The following is a 17,331-nucleotide window of genomic DNA, read 5'->3' on the forward strand; positions in this document are numbered from 1 at the left end:
CCCCTGCTGCTACCGCATCTCGGTTGGGGCGTGGACGCCTAGAACAGCTAGACCCGATGCCAGAACCGAGACGACGCCCTGAACCATTGCCAGTCGCGCCCTTGTGATCTCTGCATCATTATTCATAATGAAGCGTAAATAGGGCAGATCGCCCCCTTTGTTCCACAGCGCGTGGAACTCGCTGGCCAAGTCGTACAGATAAAAAGCGATCCGGTGCGGCTCATGTGCGACGGCCGCTGCCTCGATCATGCGCGGATAGAGCGCCAACTGCTTGAGAAGGCTGAGTTCCGCTGGATCGGACAGCCGCTCCAGCGCCGCCCCTGCAAGATAGTCCCGCCGCGCGCTGTCCTCGTCCGGGAGGTCGGGTAATACCTCCTGCCGCGCGTTACGGAAAACCGAGTGGCCGCGAGCGTGTCCGTACTGGACGTAGAACACGGCATTGTCCTTGGTCTGCTCTATCACCTTGGCGAGATCGAAATCGAGCACCGCATCGTTCTTGCGGAACAGCATCATGAAACGCACCGCGTCCGAGCCGACCTCGTCGACGACTTCGCGCAGCGTGACGAACTCGCCGGCGCGCTTCGACATCTTCACCGGCTCGCCGTCACGCAGCAGCCGGACGAGCTGCACGATCTTCACGTCGAGTTCCGCCTTGCCCGCGCTCACGGCCTTCACCGCCGCCTGCATGCGCTTGACGTAGCCACCATGATCGGCGCCGAACACATCGATCAGATTGTGAAAGCCGCGCTCGAACTTGTTGCGATGATTGGCGATGTCGGACGCGAAATAGGTGTAGGAGCCGTCCGACTTGATCAGCGGCCGATCGACATCGTCGCCATAGGCGGTGGCACGAAACAGCGTCTGCTCGCGATCCTCGTAGTCCTCGACCGGCTTGCCTTTCGGCGGCGGCAGACGTCCCTCGTAGATGTCGCCTTTGTTACGCAGGAAATCGATGGTCTCGGCGACCTTGTTGTTGCCGGTGTCGATCAGCGAGCGCTCGGAGAAGAACACGTCATGCTTGATGTTGAGTGCGGCGAGATCGTCCTTGATCTCGGCCATCATCATCGCGATCGCCTTGTCGCGCACGACCGGCAGCCAGGCGGCCTCGCGCATCGAAAGCAGTCTGTCGCCGTATTCCTTGGCAAGCGCCTGCCCCACGGGCTTCAAATAGTCGCCAGGATAAAGCCCTTCCGGGATCGCGCCGATGTCCTCGCCGAGGGCCTCGCGGTAGCGCAGATAGGCCGAGCGTGCGAGGACGTCGACCTGAGCACCGGCGTCGTTGATGTAATATTCGCGCGTGACGTCGAACCCTGCGAACTGCAGCAGGCTGCAAAGCGCGTCGCCGAACACCGCGCCACGGCAATGGCCGACATGCATCGGTCCGGTGGGGTTGGCCGAGACGTACTCGACATTGACCTTTTCGTTACCGCCTATCGCGCTGTAGCCAAAGCCCACCCCCTCGCGCAGGATCGTGCGCAGCGCGCCGATCCAGACGTGCGGCTTGAGGGTCAGGTTGATGAAACCGGGGCCGGCGACCTCGACGGACGCCACAAGCTCGTCGGCGCGCAATTTGGCTGCGATCTTCTCGGCGAGATCGCGCGGCTTGGCCTTGGCTTCCTTGGCGAGCACCATCGCGGCGTTGGTCGCCATGTCGCCATGGCTGGCCTCGCGCGGCGGCTCGACCACAACGCGCGAGAAATCGATGCCTTCGGGCCATTGGTCCTCAGCCGCGAGCGCGGCACAGATCGCGTGCACGCGCGCAAGCACATCGGCAAAAAGGTGCGGAGAAGCAGGTTTGTCGGCCATAGGCGCCGCCTAACGCAAATCCGGGGTCGAGTCAAAAAGCCTGTTATGCTCGATCAGGGCGTAGCGGTCGGTCATCCCGGCAATGAAATTACCGATCCGCCTGGCGCGTTCCGCGTCGGTTTCCGCCTCCCTGCCCTCCACCCACTCGGGCGGCAGGTCGCCCGGGGACTGCCGGTAGCGCGCGAACAGGTCGAATACGATCTGTTCGGCCTCGTCCATCACCCGCATCACCCGCTGGTGGCGGTACATTCGCTGCCAGAGGAAGGCCTTGATCTCCGCCTCCTCCTGGGCCACTTCCGGCGGAAACGCAATCAGCGGCCCATTGTGACGGCGCACATCGTGAGCGGATTGCGGCTGCGCAGCCTCGAGCCGCCGGCTCGCCTCCACGAAGACCGCGCTGATGAAATGCGAGATCAATTCACGCACCAGTTCCGCGCCACGCCGGACTTCGTCGAGAGCCGGATAGTGCCGGTCGATTTCCGCGATGATCTCGGCGGTCAACGGCATCACCTTGAGCTCGTCGACCTTGAACAGCCCCGCACGCAGGCCGTCATCGATGTCGTGGGCATCGTAGGCGATGTCGTCGGCGAAGGCCGCGACCTGGGCTTCGAGCGAGGCGAAGCTCCATAGCTCCAGGTCGTAGGTCTTGTTGTACTCGGAAATACCGATGGGGATGCCGCCTGTCTCGCGGTAGCGTCCGGCCGGCGCACCGTCGCGCTCGGTCAGCGGGCCGTTGTGCTTGACGATGCCCTCGAGCGATTCCCAGGTCAGATTGAGCCCATCGAATTCCGGATAGCGGTGCTCCAGCGCGGTAACCATGCGCAGCGTCTGCGCATTGTGATCGAAGCCGCCATGGGGTTTCAGGCACCTGTCCAATGCCCGCTCGCCGGCATGGCCGAACGGCGGGTGTCCGAGGTCGTGCGCCAGAGCCAAGGTTTCCGTCAGGTCCTCGTCCAGCCCGAGTTGGCGGGCGAGCGCACGCGCGATCTGCGCGACTTCCAGCGAATGGGTCAGCCGCGTACGGTAGTGGTCGCCCTCGTGGAACACGAAGACCTGGGTCTTGTACTTCAGCCGCCGGAACGCGGTGGAATGGATCACGCGGTCGCAATCCCGGCGGAAGGCGCTGCGGGTCTTGCTCGGGGCCTCCGCGAACAGCCGCCCGCGGCTGCGATCGGGGTCGCAGGCATAAGGCGCGCGGGGGGCAGCCATTCCGACCGACACGGTTTTTTAGTCCTTATCCATTTGATTCCGCTTCCGTCCGCACTTAACTATGGTGAGCGCGGGATACCAAATGAAATGGGTATGACGTTGCGAACATGGTCCGCAAAGATCATGCTCAAACAAGGCTTCGGAGCTTGCCATGACTGATTCCGTCACCATCACCGAGCGGGCCGCCCATCGGATTGGTCAAATCCTCAAGAGCGAGGGTGACGGTGCGATGCTGCGGATTTCGGTCGAAGGCGGCGGCTGCTCCGGCTTCCAGTACAAGTTCGACGTCGACCGCGCCAAGGCGGAAGACGATCTCGTGATCGCCCGTGAAGAGGCGGTGGTGCTGGTCGATTCGGCGTCCGCGCCGTTCCTGGCGGGGTCCGAGGTCGATTTTGTCGACGATCTGATCGGCGCATCGTTCCGCGTGGTGAATCCGAACGCGACCGCCTCCTGCGGCTGCGGCACCAGCTTCTCGATCTGATTTTTCGTTCTGAGAGCGTTTTCGAGCGAAGTGGATACCGGTTCGCGTGAAGAAAACGCGTCAAAACTAGAATCTAGAGCTTTCGGTTCTGATTCAATCAGAACCGAAAGCTCTAGCGGCTGGCGAACAGCGCCCGCGCATTGCCGTGCGCGATCTTTGCGGCGATATCGGGCGGTAGCTGAGCGAGCCAGGCGCGGTAACCGGCCATGATGTCGCCGTAGCTTGCCCAGCGTTCCGGCACCCAGGTGTCGGAGCCGAGCAGGAAGCGGTCGGGGTAGCGCTCGAACAACGCGCGCCATTCCGCCGTCAGCTTCCCTGCCCCGTCGACGATACCGCCGCGATAGGACAGCTCGCCCCACAGGTTCGGATATTTGCCGAGCATGGCGGCGACGCGATCGGTCGGCAGGCCAAAGCCGGTATGCGCCCAGATGATCTTGGCGCGCGGATTATGCCGCATCAGGATCTCCACGGCTTGCTGATCGGCATGCGCGTGCAAATAGAGATCCTGGTCGACGGCGAAATCGACGGTCTTCTTCACCCACTCGGTATCGGCCGCTTTGCCGGACAAATGAAATTCGCCGATACCGCGATAATAGCCGCGCTTGAACTCCTCCTGCACGAGGTCGAAGATCGTCGGATCGCCGAACCAGGTCTGGATGTCGGCACGCACGCGGTAGGGCCGGAGGAACGGCACCACCTCGACGCCATCAGCCTTGGCATCGACCAGCGCATGCGTCCCGGTATTGGGACGGCTGGTCGCGATGATGCCGGTGATGCGGTGCTTCCTGAACAGCGCCAGCACTTCATCGAGCTTGTAGGTGGGCGTCGGCTCCCAATTGTAGTGCAGATGCGCGTCGAAGATCTCGATCGGCTCGGCCGCGCGGGTGGGTGCGCCGATCGTTGCGAGCCACGCGACGGCGGCAAATCCCGCCGTCCACATTGCACGGGGAGGCATCGTCACTCCGCCGCCACCACGTGCGGCCGATCCTCGCCACCTTCCTCCTGCGGCTCGAGCTTGCGGCGCAGCCGACGGTCGATGCGGTCGAGATAAATATAGATCACCGGGGTGATGAACAGCGTCAGCAGTTGCGAGACGCAGAGTCCGCCGACCACGGCCACGCCGAGTGGCTGGCGCAACTCGGCGCCCGCGCCCGCGCCGAGCGCGATCGGCAGCGTGCCGAAGATCGCGGCAAACGTCGTCATCATGATCGGGCGGAAACGCAAGAGCGCGGCCTCGCGGATCGCGTGTTCGGCGCTCAAGCCGACGCGACGACGCTCGAGCGCGAAGTCGACCATCATGATCGCGTTCTTCTTGACGATGCCGACCAGCATCACGATGCCGATCATCGCGATGACCGACAGTTCCATGTTGAACAGCATCAGCGTGAGGATCGCGCCGATACCGGCCGACGGCAGGCCGGAGATGATCGTGATCGGATGGATGAAGCTCTCGTAGAGAATGCCGAGGATCACGAAAGCCGCGAACACCGCGGCGAGGATCAAGACGCCCTGCCCGCGCAGCGAATCCTGGAACACCTGCGCGGTGCCTGAGAAGCCGGTCGCGATCGTCGCCGGCAGGTTCGAGCTCTGCTCCAGCGCCGTGATCTGGTCGACCGCATAGCCGAGCGAAGTGCCGGGCGCGAGGTTGAACGAGATCGTCACCGCCGGCTGCTGACCCTGGTGGTTGATCTGCAACGGCCCGACCGATGGCACCAGCCTTGCGACCGCATCCAGCGGAATGGTCTGGCCGCTCCCGGTCTTCATGTAGAGCTTGGACAGATTGGACGGATCGACCCGGAACTCCGGCTGCACCTCCAGGATGATCTGGTAGTCATTGGAGGGCATGTAGATGGTGCCGACTTGGCGCGCGCCGTAGGCGTTGTAGAGCTGGTTGCGCACCTGATCGACGGTGACGCCGTAGACCGCGGCCTTCTCGCGGTCGATGTCGACCGTCATCTGTGGGTTCTTGATGTAGAGATCGGTGGTGACGTCGAGCAGGCCCGGGATCTTCTCGATCTTGTCGCGCATGTCGGGCGCGATCCGGTACAGCGACTCGGTATCGCCGCTCTGCAGCACATATTGATACTGGCTCTTGGAGACGCGGCCGCCGATGTTGAGGTTCTGGACGCTCTGGAAGAACGCCTGCATGCCCGGGATGGCGCGGGCCTTCTGGCGCAGCCGCCCGATCACGACGCTAGCGTTGTCGCGTTCCTTCTGCGGCTTCAGCGCGATGAACAGGCGGCCGTAATTCGCGGTCGGGTTGGGCCCGCCGGAACCGACGGTCGAGTTGACGTAATCGACCGCGGGATCAGTCCGAAGCACGTCGACCAGCGCCTGCTGGCGCACCTTCATCGCTTCGAACGAGGTGTCGGTTGCGGCCTCGGTCACGCCGATCAGGAAGCCGGTGTCCTCCTGCGGGAAGAAGCCCTTCGGCACGACCATGTAGAGATAGAAGGTGCCGGCGAGCGTCGCCAACGTGACGGCGAGCATCAGCGCCTTTTTCGCCAGCACCCCGTCGAGCGCCCATTCGTAGGCCCGCAGCAAGGCATCGAACATCGCCTCGAACGCGCGCAGCACGACATTCGGGCGCTTGGTCTCGTCATGAGCCCGCAGCACGCGCGCGCACAGCATCGGCGTCAAGCTCAGCGAGACGAACCCGGACACGATGATCGCGACCGAGATCGTCACCGCGAATTCGCGGAATACGCGGCCGACGATGCCGCCCATCAGGAGCACCGGGATGAACACGGCGATCAGCGAGAAGGTGATCGAGATGATGGTGAAGCCGATCTCGCGCGCGCCCTTCAGTGCCGCCTCGAACGGTCGCATGCCGCGCTCGATGTGGCGGACGATGTTTTCCAGCATCACGATGGCGTCGTCGACCACAAAGCCGACCGATAATGTCAGCGCCAGCAGCGTCATGTTGTTGACGGAGTAATCCAGCGCGTACATCGCGGCGAAGGTGCCGAGCAGCGAGATCGGGACCGCGAGCGCCGGAATGAAGGTGGCCCACAGCGACCGCAGGAACAGGAAGATCACCAGGATGACCAGCCCGATCGCGATCAGCAGGGTTTCCTCGACGTCGCTGACCGCCTGCCGGATCGAGACCGAGCGGTCCATCATCACCTGCATGGTCACGGAAGGCGGGATCGAGGCCCGCAGTGCCGGCAGCTTCGCCAGCACGGAATCGACCACCGCGACCGTATTGGCGTCGGGCTGCTTCTGGATCGCGAGCACGATCGCGCGCTCGTCGTTCAGCCAGGTCGCGACCTTGTCGTTCTCGACGCTGTCATAGACCTTTGCGATCTCGTCGAGTCTGACCGGCGAACCGTTGCGCCAGGCGACATAGATCTGGCGGTAGTCAGCCGCCTTGTCCATCTGGCCGGAGGCCTGCAGCGCGACGTCCTGCTTCGGCCCGTTCAGCGTTCCGACGGGGGTCGAGGAATTGGCGCGCGACACCGCGGACCTGATGTCCTCGAGCGACACCCCGCGCGCCGCCGCTGCCACGGGGTCGGCCTGGACCCGGATCGCGAATTTCTGCGCGCCATAGATCAGGACCTGGGCGATGCCCGGAAGCTGCGACAGTGCCTGGCCGATGGTGATGTCGCCATACTCGTTGACGGTCGAGAGTGGCAGTGTCGCCGAATTCAGCGAGATGAAGAGAACCGGGAAGTCCGCCGGGTTCACCTTGCGGAAGCTGGGTGGTGTCGTCATCTCGATCGGCAACCGGCGCTGCGCGATCGTCAGCGCGGTCTGCACGTCGAGCGCCGCGGCGTCGATGTTGCGGTTGAGGTCGAACTGGATGGTGATGACGCTCGTGCCCTGCGAGGAGTTCGAGGACATCGAGGAGATGCCGGCAATGGTCGAGAGCTGCCGCTCGATGATGCCGGCGACCGAGGCCGCCATGGTGTCGGCGCTCGCGCCCGGCAGCGTCGCGGTCACGGCAATGGTCGGGAAATCCACTTTCGGCAACGCCGAGACCGGCAACAGGCGGAAGCCGAAAATGCCAAAGGCGATGATCGCCGCGGTGATCAGCGTCGTCATCACCGGTCGCCGGATGCAAAGTTCGGGCAGTGACATCGCTCACGCCCCGGCCTTGCGGGCGCGCGGCTCGGCCCGCGTACCGTCCGACAACAGAAGCTGGCCATCGACGACGACATCTTCGCCGCCGGAGAGCCCCTCGGCGATGACAGAGAAACCGCCGAAGGTGCGGTCGACCTTGACCGGCATGACCTTGGCCACGCCGTCCTTCACGGCGAAGACATAGTTGCCGTTCTGGCTGCGCTGGACCGCGACTGTCGGAACCACCACGGCATCCTCGTTACGGATGATCAGCTTGGTCTGCACCAGGATGCCCGGCCACAGGGTCTCGTTTCCATTGTCCATGATGCCGCGGACGGTCACCATGCCCGTCGTCGAGTCCACGGTGTTCTCGACCATCGCGACCTTGCCATCTTCCGAGCGCTTGTGCCCGGGGACGGTCGCGATCACCTTGGAATCGCCTTTCGCCATCGCGTCGCGGAGGTCGACCAGCACGCGCTGCGGGATCGCAAATGTGACGTAGACCGGCGCCATCTGGTTGATGGTGGCGAGCGGCTGGGTGTCGGCGGGGCGCACGAAATTGCCGACCTTCACATTGGCGGCGCTGATGCGGCCCGCGAACGGCGCGCGGATGACAGTGTAGCTTTTCTGGACCCGCAAATTTTCCAGTGCCGACTGGTCGGCCTTGATGGTGCCGATCAGGATGTCGGACTGGGTCTTGGCATTGTCGACATTGACCTGGGTGGTCGCGCCCTTCGCGACGAGATCGTTGTAGCGGCGCAGATCGCGCTGCGCGCCCTCGAACTGAGCCTGGTCCCTGGCCAGCACGCCCTCCGCCTGCTCGATCTGGGCGTCGATTTGCCGCGCGTCGAGCGTGAACAGCAGGTCGCCCTCATTGACCTTGGCGCCGTCCTCGAAATGCACGCCAATGATCGTGGTCTCCAGCCGTGACTTCAGCGCCACGCTGGCGATCGGCGTCACGGTTCCGATGGCGTCGACATCGACCGGCACCGACCGACGCTCCGCCTTGGCGAGTTCGACCGAAACCGCACGCGGCCGCTGCGGCGCCTGCGCGTTCGCGCCGCCACCGGCGAGCCACGAAGAGCGGGTGGCGTAGGCGGCCACGGCAGCGATGCCGATGACGCCTGCAACGAGAATCAAATTACGTTTCTTCATACCTTTTGCTCGTCCGCCGGCCCACAACGGCCGTGACGACCCAATCCTGCCCCTGCCTGCCCCTCGACGGCGCACTTTGCGCCATTAATTCTTAAACGGTTATCACAGCCGAGCGGCTGATGGTATGCCAACGGCCGAAATTGCGACTATTAGGTGATACGGCACGCACCACCGCCCCGTCGCGATTCGACAATGTGCCAGAATGGCGACCGCGACACCGCGGGCGGCAAACGGGCCGTATCATTTCACCTCTTCAATGAGCTTTCCGTATCGCTGCCTCATGTCCGCCTCCGTCCTTGTCTGCACCTGGGAAGAAGCCCGCGAACGCGCCCGTGCCATCCGCTACGGCGTCTTTGTCGAAGAGCAAGGCGTACCGGAGGCACTGGAGTGGGACGATATGGACGCGCCGAGCTGGCACGCGCTGGCGTTTGCCGAGGACGGCACACCCGTGGCCACGGGCCGGCTGCTGCCCGACGGCCATATCGGCCGCATGGCCGTGCTCAAGGCGGCGCGCGGCACGGGCATGGGCGCCCGAGTGCTGGACGCGCTGATGGCCAAGGCGGTCGAACTCGGCTATCCCGAACTGATCCTTAACGCGCAAACACACGCCGAGCCGTTCTACACGCGCGTCGGGTTCGAGCGGGTCGGCGAGGAATTCGAGGAGGCCGGCATCCCGCACATCGAGATGCGGAAACGCTTGGTCTCGTAAAAATAGAGGACTTCGAATGGGACTTCGCATCGCCACCTGGAACGTCAATTCGATCCGGCAGCGGCTCGAGCTTCTCCTCACCTGGCTGAAGGAGTGCTCCCCTGACATCGTCTGCCTGCAGGAAATCAAATGCACCGACGAAGCGTTTCCGCGGCTGGAGATTGAATCGCTCGGCTATAACGTCGTCACGCATGGGCAGAAGACCTTCAACGGCGTCGCCTTGCTCTCCAAGCTGCCGTTCGACGAGACCAAGTCGGGCCTCGCCGGCGATGACGAAGACGCGCACGCACGCTTCCTCGAAGGCGTGGTCACCCACAAGCATGGCGTGCTCAGGATCGCCTGCCTCTATCTGCCCAATGGCAACCCGGCGAACAGCGACAAATATCCCTACAAGCTCAAATGGATGTCGCGACTTCTTGATTACTCGCGGGAGCGACTTAAAGCGGAAGAGCCGCTGATCCTTGCCGGCGACTTCAACGTGATTCCGGCGGCCTCGGACGTCTACAACCCGCCGGCCTGGGTGGAAGACGCCCTATTCCGTCCGACCACCCGCGAAGCGTTCCAGTCCCTGCTCGGCCTCGGCCTGACCGACGCGCTGCGCGCCGTCACCGACGCGCCCGGCCAGTACACGTTCTGGGACTATCAGGCCGGAGCTTGGCAGAAAAACTGGGGCCTGCGGATCGACCACCTCTTGATGTCGCCCCAAGCCAGCGACCGGCTGTCCCATGTCGGGGTCGACAGCTACGTCCGCGCCTGGGAAAAACCGTCGGACCACGTGCCGGTGTGGGCCGATCTCGACTTCGAGGCTGCGTAAAATCCACAATCGCTTGCGGCTTCGGCTCACCTCCCCTTGAAAAGGGGAGGTCGGTTCGCGCGTCAGCGCTAACCGGGTGGGGATCCACTCTCTCCACGAATGCCTGCGCCCGCGGCAGACCCCCATCCCAACCTTCCCCCTTTTAGGGGGAAGGAGCACGGATACATCTCAGGGGCTCGGTCTCTCGGCCTAGTCGCGGCGGCCCTGCACCCAGTGCTCGAGCATCTGCAGCGCCATCGCGCGGTCGTCGTCGGAGGCCTTGGCGAACGCGCGGTTATAGCTTTCCTTGATCCACATCTCGTCGGGAGCGGCGCTGTCGCGGGCGAGCGTCAGCCACATCAGGCCGCGAGCCCGCTGCGGCGGCAGCCGGTCGCCGTTGAACAGCATCTGTCCGAGCAGCGCTTGGGCCTGGTGCTGGCCCTTCTGGGCGGCAAGCCCGAGCCAGCGCGCGCCATAGCGGAAATCTTCCCGCGAGGCGTCCGGCGTCTTCAGATAGAGCCGGGCGAGGTCATACTGGGCGTCGGCATTGCCGAAATAGGACGCGGCATAGGAGAACATCTCCCGCGCCCGGTCGGTGTCCGCCTTGATCTTCGAGTTCGGGATGCCGTTGAGGTAATAGCGCCCCAGCGCCACGAAGGCCTGGGCCACGATCGTCGCCTGCGGCGCCGAGGGACTATCTTCGGCATGCGCATTGGCGATGCGGCTGAAATATTCGAAGGCGCGCAAATCATCTTGGGCGACACCGTCGCCCTCGGCGTACATCCGCCCGAGCTTCCACTGGGCGACGGGATGGCCGCCCTCTGCGGCAAATTGCAGCGACGAGAAGGAACTCGTGGAATTGGCGGCATTCGCCGTGGGCGGCGGAACCGCGATCCGCTTCAATCCGCCCCCAGCGCTGGGCTGAGGGGAAACCATCGGCAGCGTGGCGTCCGACGGATTGACCGGGGCGCCGTCGAACGCGAATCCGGGGCCCGCCACCGGAATGGCCCCTAAAATCAACGCAATAATCGTACGCTCAAATGTCCGCATAACACTGTTTCTCGTGCGCGCCACCTGGATGGGTGACCGCGCCATCCACCGCAGGCCCGACCTGCTGGGCATACTTCCACAGCGCACCAGATGTGTGGTTAGTCGCGCGAGGAGCCCATTTGGTCTTGCGTTCGGCGAGTTCGGCGGTGCTCAACTTTACGTTAAGAGTCCCGGCCACCGCGTCGATCTCGATGATGTCGCCGTCCTGCAACAGCGCGATCGGTCCGCCGATGGCGGCTTCCGGTCCGACATGACCGATGCAGAAGCCTCTCGTGGCGCCCGAGAACCGGCCGTCGGTGATCAGCGCGATCTTGCCGCCCATGCCCTGCCCGGTCAGCGCTGCCGTCGTTGCCAGCATTTCCCGCATGCCGGGACCGCCCTTCGGTCCCTCATAGCGGATGACGATGACCTCGCCTTCCTTATAGGTCCGCTTCTGGACCGCCTCGAAGGCGTCCTCCTCGCGGTCGAAGCAACGGGCAGGCCCGGTAAACTTCAAGTTCGACATGCCCGCGACCTTCACGATCGCTCCTTCCGGCGCAAGATTACCCTTCAAGCCGACGACACCGCCGGTGACGGTGATCGGCTTGTCCGCCGGACGGACCACGTCCTGATGCGGATTCCATTTCACGCTTTTGAGGTTTTCGGCGATCGTTCGGCCCGTCACGGTCAGGCAATCGCCGTGCAGGTATCCGTTATCGAGCAGCGTCTTCATCAGCAGCGGAATGCCGCCAGCTTCAAACATGTCTTTGGCAACATAACGGCCGCCCGGCTTCAAATCCGCGACGTACGGAGTCTTTTTGAAGATTTCCGCCACGTCGAACAGATCGAACTTGATGCCGCATTCATTGGCGATCGCCGGCAGATGCAGGCCGGCATTGGTCGAGCCACCGGAGGCCGCGACCACGGCCGCGGCGTTCTCCAGGGATTTACGGGTGATGATGTCGCGCGGCCGGATGTTCTTGGCGACCAGCTCCATGATCTTCTCGCCGGCGGCGGCGCAGAACGCGTCGCGGATCTCGTAAGGCGCCGGCGCCCCGGCAGAATACGGGAGTGCGAGCCCGATCGCTTCCGACACGGTCGCCATGGTGTTGGCGGTAAACTGGGCGCCGCAGGCACCGGCCGACGGACAGGCCACACGCTCGATCTCGTCGAGATCGGCATCCGACATGGCGCCGACCGAGTGCTTGCCGACGGCTTCGAACATGTCCTGGACGGTGACCTGCTGGCCGCGGAAATTGCCTGGAAGAATCGAGCCGCCGTAGATGAAGATCGAGGGCACGTTGAGGCGGACCATCGCCATCATCATGCCCGGCAGCGACTTGTCGCAGCCGGCGAGGCCAACCAAGGCGTCGTAGGAGTGACCGCGCACGGTCAGCTCAACCGAGTCGGCGATGCATTCCCTAGATGGCAGCGACGAGCGCATGCCGTCATGGCCCATGGCGATGCCGTCGGTGACGGTGATGGTGCAGAATTCGCGCGGGGTGCCGCCGGCGGAGGCCACGCCCTTCTTCACCGCCTGGGCCTGGCGCATCAGCGAGATGTTGCACGGCGCGGCTTCGTTCCAGCAGGTGGCCACGCCGACGAACGGCTGGTGGATCTGCTCGGTGGTGAGCCCCATGGCATAGAGATACGAACGATGCGGGGCGCGCTCGGGACCCTCCGTCACGTGGCGGCTTGGCAGTCTGTTCTTGAGCTTGGTCTTGGCGTCCATCGCGAACCCAGTTTCCCTAGCCATCTCTGCCTTGACCCGGGAAATGGTGATCATCCCATCGCTTCGCGAGTGCCGTGGCTTTAGCCTTACAAAGCATCATTTCATGCAGGGGTGTGGCTAAAAAGCGGCGGGTGCAAGACCCGGCCAATTAAACGGTTAAATCTTAGAGAACTGTTGCCTCATCGCAACAAACGTTGCCCCTTAGCAACCATTTGGACGGGTTCCGGGCGCCTAGCAGGCGTTTTTAGGGCGCGCGAAAACCCAACACGGAAGACCGTCATCGCGAAGGCGGTTTCGCTCCGCTCGACTCACGCTGCGATTCTCGCTCCGTGGTCACTCTCGGAAAGGGGCTGTTCATAACTACCAGAGGTTGACGTGACGCTAGCCGGTCGCCGCCGCCTTCCAGATCAGCAAGCCCGGTGACTATCAGTCTCTGGTCGAGCGGGCGGACGAGAGGCCGGATTAGATTGAAATTTCGAATAGCGAAGAGGATGCGAGGTCCCGTTCTCGCGAGGCGATGTGCCCGAGGTTACACCTCGCTTCACCTCTCTTTGGCCAAGATTATCGGCTGAGTTCGCGCCGTTCGCGTCTGTTCGGTGGGAAACATCATACGACAAACGCGACCATTGGCAGATGCGAAGTTCCATCTCGATCAATCCGCAATTCAACCGCGGTTAGAGTTCCATTCACTTCAGCGTTTTTTGCGCTCTGTGGCCTGAGCGCGACAGTTGTGAATCGACGCTGTGATAACCTTACGTCACTCAAGCCGCACGGTTTGCGACTTGGTTTGTCTAATGGTTCGCAGGGGGACCATGGAATGAACCAGTGCTTACGTTCGCTGTCTTGTCTCCTCACGGTGGCTGTGCTCGCGCTGTTCTCGACGGATGCGACGGCGCGCTCGAGCCACAAGCAAGCGCACATCAAGAAGACGAGCGACGCGAAGGCGTCGAAGGCGCGCAACCAGCGTGACGCCGCAGGCGGAAAACGCGGACGTGGCAAGCATGCCGATGCGCGCCGCAAGTCGAAGCAATCGAAGGATGCATCTGCGAAGGAAGCTGCTGCGCCGACGCCGGCACTGTCGGGCGATCTCGCGCTGGTGAAAGACGGGATCGATCTGGCGCGCAAGGCGAAGACGGAAGAGGCGACCGCCACCAGAGACAAGATCACCGACCCGGCGGGCCAGAAGCTGGTCGAATGGTACATCCTGCGCCACACGGAGACGACGGCGAATTTCAGCCGGTATGCGGCGTTCATGGCCGCCAATCCGGATTGGCCGAGCATGGCGCTATTGCGCCGCAAGGCCGAGGGGCGGCTGTGGCAGGAGCGCAGCGATGCGGCCACGGTTCATCGCTTCACCCGCGATCGGCCCACCAGCTCCAAGGGCAAATTCGCGCTGGCGCGTGTGCTCCTGACCGAAGGCGACCGCGATGGTGCTGCGCGTCTGGTGAGCGACGCCTGGCGCTCGGAGGAATTGTCGGATCGGCTGGAAGGCGACGCGTACGAGGTGTTCGGTGATCTCCTCACCCGCGAGGATCACCGCGCGCGCATGGACAAGCGGATCGGCGCCAAGGATCTTGCCGGCGCCAAGCGTGCGGCACAGCGGCTCGGCAGCGACGAGCTTGCGATCGTGAAGGCGTGCGGCGCGGTGGCCGCGAAATCGAGCAAGGCGCTCGACCAGCTCAATGATGTCGCAACCGAGGCCCGCAAGGATCTCGGCTACACGCTTTGCCGCCTGCAGTGGCTGCTCGGCGAGAACCGTGTTGATGACGCGGCGGACCTGGTGCTATCGGCCGCGCCCGAGGCCATGGCGCTGCAGGACACCGATCAATGGTGGCGCGAGCGGCGCTCGCTGGCCCGCAAGCTGCTCGATCAGGGCAAGTTCCAGACCGCATACCAGGTTGTCGCCGCCGCCGCGCTGCCGGCCAACGAATATTACCGCGCTGATTTCCACTCCACGTGCGGCTGGATCGCCTTGCGCTATCTCAACGATCCCGTGACGGCGGCGACGCACTTCGCGCGCATCGACGAAGGCGCGGCCAATCCGATCGTGCTGGCGCGCGCCAATTACTGGCGCGGACGCGCCGCCGAAGCGCTTGGAGAAAAGGATGCGATGCGCGCCAGCTTTGAGGCCGCCGCGCGCTACCCGACCGCCTATTACGGACAGCTCGCGCGCGCCAGGCTGGGTCTGGACGCAATCGAGCTGCGGACGCCCTCGCCGGCCCCTGCCTCCGACGATATGGCGGCTGCAGACGAGCGCGTACGCGCCGCCGATATGCTCTACCAGATTGGCGAACGCGACGTGGCGCTGTATTTCGCCACCGATCTCGGCGAGCAGAGCACCGACGTCGCCACGCTTAACGCGCTCGGCGAGCTTACGGCCCGTCGCAACGACGCGGCCGCCATGCTGCAACTCGGCAAATCGGCGCTCGGGCGCGGCCTTGCGCTCGAGCGCTATGCCTTCCCAACCATCGGGATCCCCAACCACACTCAGGTCGCGCCCGAGGTCGAGCGCAGCGTAATCTATTCGGTGGCGCGCACCGAGAGCGCGTTCGACCAGCGCGACAAGTCGCCGGCCAATGCCGTCGGCCTGATGCAGGTGACGCCCGAAGCCGGCCGTGACACCGCCAAGCGCTTCGGCGTGACCTATGATTGGGACCGGATGGTTTCCGATCCCGTCTACAACACCCAGATGGGCGCGGCCGAACTCAGCGCCCTGCTCGCGGATTACAAGGGTTGTCACGTCATGACGTTCGCCGGCTACAACGCCGGCCGCGGTCGCGTGCGCGATTGGGTGAAAGCCTATGGCGACCCGCGCGATCCGAATGTGGATCCGGTCGATTGGGTCGAGCGCATTCCGATCTCCGAGACGCGCAACTATGTGCAGCGCGTGATGGAGAACTTGCTGGTCTACCGCGCGCGCTTCGGCAGCGGCACGGCGGTGGCAACGAAGACCGATCAGCGCGTGGTTACGCAGGAAACAAACGCCGCAGCGACCGCACCGGCAGGCGCGGCGCAGTGATTCCCTTGCGGGGCTCGCACTGTACCAGCCCCTCATGGTGAGGAGCGCCAACGGGTCCGGGCAAGGCGCGGCCCGATGACAGGCTCCGCGCGTCTCGAACCATGAGGCCCCGATCTCGCCCGCGGCCATCCTTCGAGACGCCTGCTTCGCAGGCTCCTCAGAGCGTGGGAATCTTTAGGCAATGAGCATTTGCCACCGCGGCGGTGCTGTGATTCGATTGCATTGCGCGCGAGGCAGGGGCTGACGATGGCTGACGAGCAACTGTTCGAGGGATTACCGAAGCAGGAAAGACCGCAGGCCGAGGGGCGCGGTGCGCTGCGGCTGCGGGTGCCGGAACGCAGTCAGATCGGCATGCAGGTGGCGGCATTGGACGATCTGATTTCGGAGGATCATCCGGTCCGCTCAGTTTGGGCATTCGTCGAGGGGCTCGATGTGTCGGCGCTGCACGAGGTCATCAAGGCGCGCGAGGGTCAGCCTGGACATCCGCCAGCAGCGCCGGAACTGATGTTGGCGCTTTGGCTGTGGGCCACGGTCGATGGGGTGGGCAGCGCCCGCCAACTGGATCGGCTGTGCCGCGATCATCTGGTCTATCGCTGGTTATGCGGCGGGGTGTCGATGAACTATCACAGCCTGTCGAACTTCCGGGTCGCGCATATGGCAGTTCTGGAGCGGCTTCTGGCGCAGGGCGTCGCGTCGATGGTGGAAGCTGGCTTGGTGTCGCTCGACACGTTGGCGCAGGATGGCTTGCGCCTGCGCGCTGAAGTCGAGACGGATCCGGCGGCTGGCGACCGTCGCCAGCGCGCGGCCAAGGAGCGTGGCGCCCGCGAGCGCGAGGCGCGGATCGCGGCGGCGCAGGCGCGCATGAAGGACCTGGAGGCCGAGCGGGAACGGCGCGAGAAGACCAACAAGAAACAGGTGGCCAAGCAGAAGGAGCCGCGCGCTTCGACCACCGATACCGACGCGCGGGTGATGAAGATGGCCGATGGTGGGTGGCGCCCGGCTTATAACATGCAGATTATATCGACGCCGGAACACCAGGTGATCGTTGCGGTCGACATCGACACCAGCGGCTCGGATCGCGGCCTGGCGCAACCGGGGATCGAGACGGTGCACGCTGAAGGCTATGAGCCCTCCAACTATNTGGTCGACGGCGGCTTCACCAAGAACGACGACATCGAGTGGGCCCACGCCAAAGATATCAAGCTGTGGTGCCCGGCGGGGCAAACCAAGCACGGCACGGACCCTTATGCGCCGAAGCAGGGTGACGGTGTCGGCGTCGCGGATTGGCGTGAACGCATGCAGAGCGAGGACGGTAAGGCATTCTACCGACTGCGCG

12 protein-coding genes are annotated in these 17,331 nt (G+C 64.0%); 5 read left to right on the plus strand and 7 right to left on the minus strand.

Annotation, left to right across the window (positions count from 1 at the left end; translation table 11 throughout):
- Positions 1-9: 9 nt before the first annotated feature.
- Both argS and YY7_RS0124795 read right to left on the minus strand, forming a co-directional pair.
- Positions 10-1,806 (minus strand): arginine--tRNA ligase, encoded by a 1,797-nt coding sequence (argS, locus tag YY7_RS0124790; protein ID WP_028165602.1) that lies wholly within the window; start codon positions 1,804-1,806, stop codon positions 10-12.
- A 9-nt stretch (positions 1,807-1,815) separates the two neighbouring features.
- Positions 1,816-3,027 carry a deoxyguanosinetriphosphate triphosphohydrolase gene (locus tag YY7_RS0124795; RefSeq protein ID WP_028165603.1) on the minus strand — a complete coding sequence of 404 codons (1,212 nt, stop codon included), beginning with the start codon at positions 3,025-3,027 and terminating at the stop codon, positions 1,816-1,818.
- A 139-nt stretch (positions 3,028-3,166) separates the two neighbouring features.
- Between YY7_RS0124795 and erpA the strand changes: the two genes are divergently transcribed.
- On the plus strand, positions 3,167-3,496 hold the full coding sequence (erpA, locus tag YY7_RS0124800) for an iron-sulfur cluster insertion protein ErpA (protein WP_028165604.1): 330 nt from the start codon (positions 3,167-3,169) through the stop codon (positions 3,494-3,496).
- A gap of 112 nt (positions 3,497-3,608) precedes the next feature.
- Here erpA and YY7_RS0124805 read toward each other — a convergent pair whose 3' ends face one another.
- Genes YY7_RS0124805 through YY7_RS0124815 form a run of 3 tightly spaced genes read right to left on the minus strand, consistent with a single transcriptional unit; the run spans position 3,609 to position 8,713 of the window.
- A complete protein-coding gene (locus YY7_RS0124805; protein ID WP_063623397.1) occupies positions 3,609-4,451 on the minus strand; it encodes an amidohydrolase family protein in 843 nt (280 codons plus the stop codon).
- Positions 4,452-4,453: 2 nt separating this feature from the next.
- Positions 4,454-7,576, minus strand: coding sequence for an efflux RND transporter permease subunit (locus YY7_RS0124810; RefSeq protein WP_028165606.1), 3,123 nt, complete (start codon positions 7,574-7,576; stop codon positions 4,454-4,456).
- 3 nt (positions 7,577-7,579) lie between these two features.
- Positions 7,580-8,713 carry an efflux RND transporter periplasmic adaptor subunit gene (locus tag YY7_RS0124815; protein ID WP_028165607.1) on the minus strand — a complete coding sequence of 378 codons (1,134 nt, stop codon included), beginning with the start codon at positions 8,711-8,713 and terminating at the stop codon, positions 7,580-7,582.
- Positions 8,714-8,915: 202 nt separating this feature from the next.
- Between YY7_RS0124815 and YY7_RS0124820 the strand changes: the two genes are divergently transcribed.
- Together YY7_RS0124820 and xth are read left to right on the plus strand one after the other, a co-directional pair.
- On the plus strand, positions 8,916-9,422 hold the full coding sequence (locus YY7_RS0124820) for a GNAT family N-acetyltransferase (protein ID WP_210164706.1): 507 nt from the start codon (positions 8,916-8,918) through the stop codon (positions 9,420-9,422).
- 16 nt (positions 9,423-9,438) lie between these two features.
- Positions 9,439-10,236 (plus strand): exodeoxyribonuclease III, encoded by a 798-nt coding sequence (xth, locus tag YY7_RS0124825; protein WP_028165609.1) that lies wholly within the window; start codon positions 9,439-9,441, stop codon positions 10,234-10,236.
- A gap of 189 nt (positions 10,237-10,425) precedes the next feature.
- Here the strand turns inward: xth and YY7_RS0124830 are convergent, their stop codons facing one another.
- Both YY7_RS0124830 and ilvD read right to left on the minus strand, forming a co-directional pair.
- Positions 10,426-11,265: a tetratricopeptide repeat protein gene (locus YY7_RS0124830; protein ID WP_028165610.1), complete on the minus strand. Its 840-nt coding sequence runs from the start codon at positions 11,263-11,265 to the stop codon at positions 10,426-10,428.
- Positions 11,252-12,976 (minus strand): dihydroxy-acid dehydratase, encoded by a 1,725-nt coding sequence (gene ilvD / locus YY7_RS0124835; protein WP_028165611.1) that lies wholly within the window; start codon positions 12,974-12,976, stop codon positions 11,252-11,254. The genes YY7_RS0124830 and ilvD overlap by 14 nt, the downstream gene beginning before the upstream one ends.
- A gap of 817 nt (positions 12,977-13,793) precedes the next feature.
- Here ilvD and YY7_RS0124840 point away from each other — a divergent pair.
- Both YY7_RS0124840 and YY7_RS0124845 read left to right on the plus strand, forming a co-directional pair.
- Positions 13,794-15,995, plus strand: coding sequence for a lytic transglycosylase domain-containing protein (locus YY7_RS0124840; protein WP_028165612.1), 2,202 nt, complete (start codon positions 13,794-13,796; stop codon positions 15,993-15,995).
- A 246-nt stretch (positions 15,996-16,241) separates the two neighbouring features.
- Positions 16,242-17,331: transposase (locus YY7_RS0124845; RefSeq protein ID WP_028165613.1), on the plus strand; the 1,090-nt coding region annotated here is incomplete at its 3' end.

It is taken from the genome of Bradyrhizobium elkanii WSM2783 (assembly GCF_000472865.1).
GTDB classification, from domain to species: domain Bacteria; phylum Pseudomonadota; class Alphaproteobacteria; order Rhizobiales; family Xanthobacteraceae; genus Bradyrhizobium; species Bradyrhizobium elkanii_A.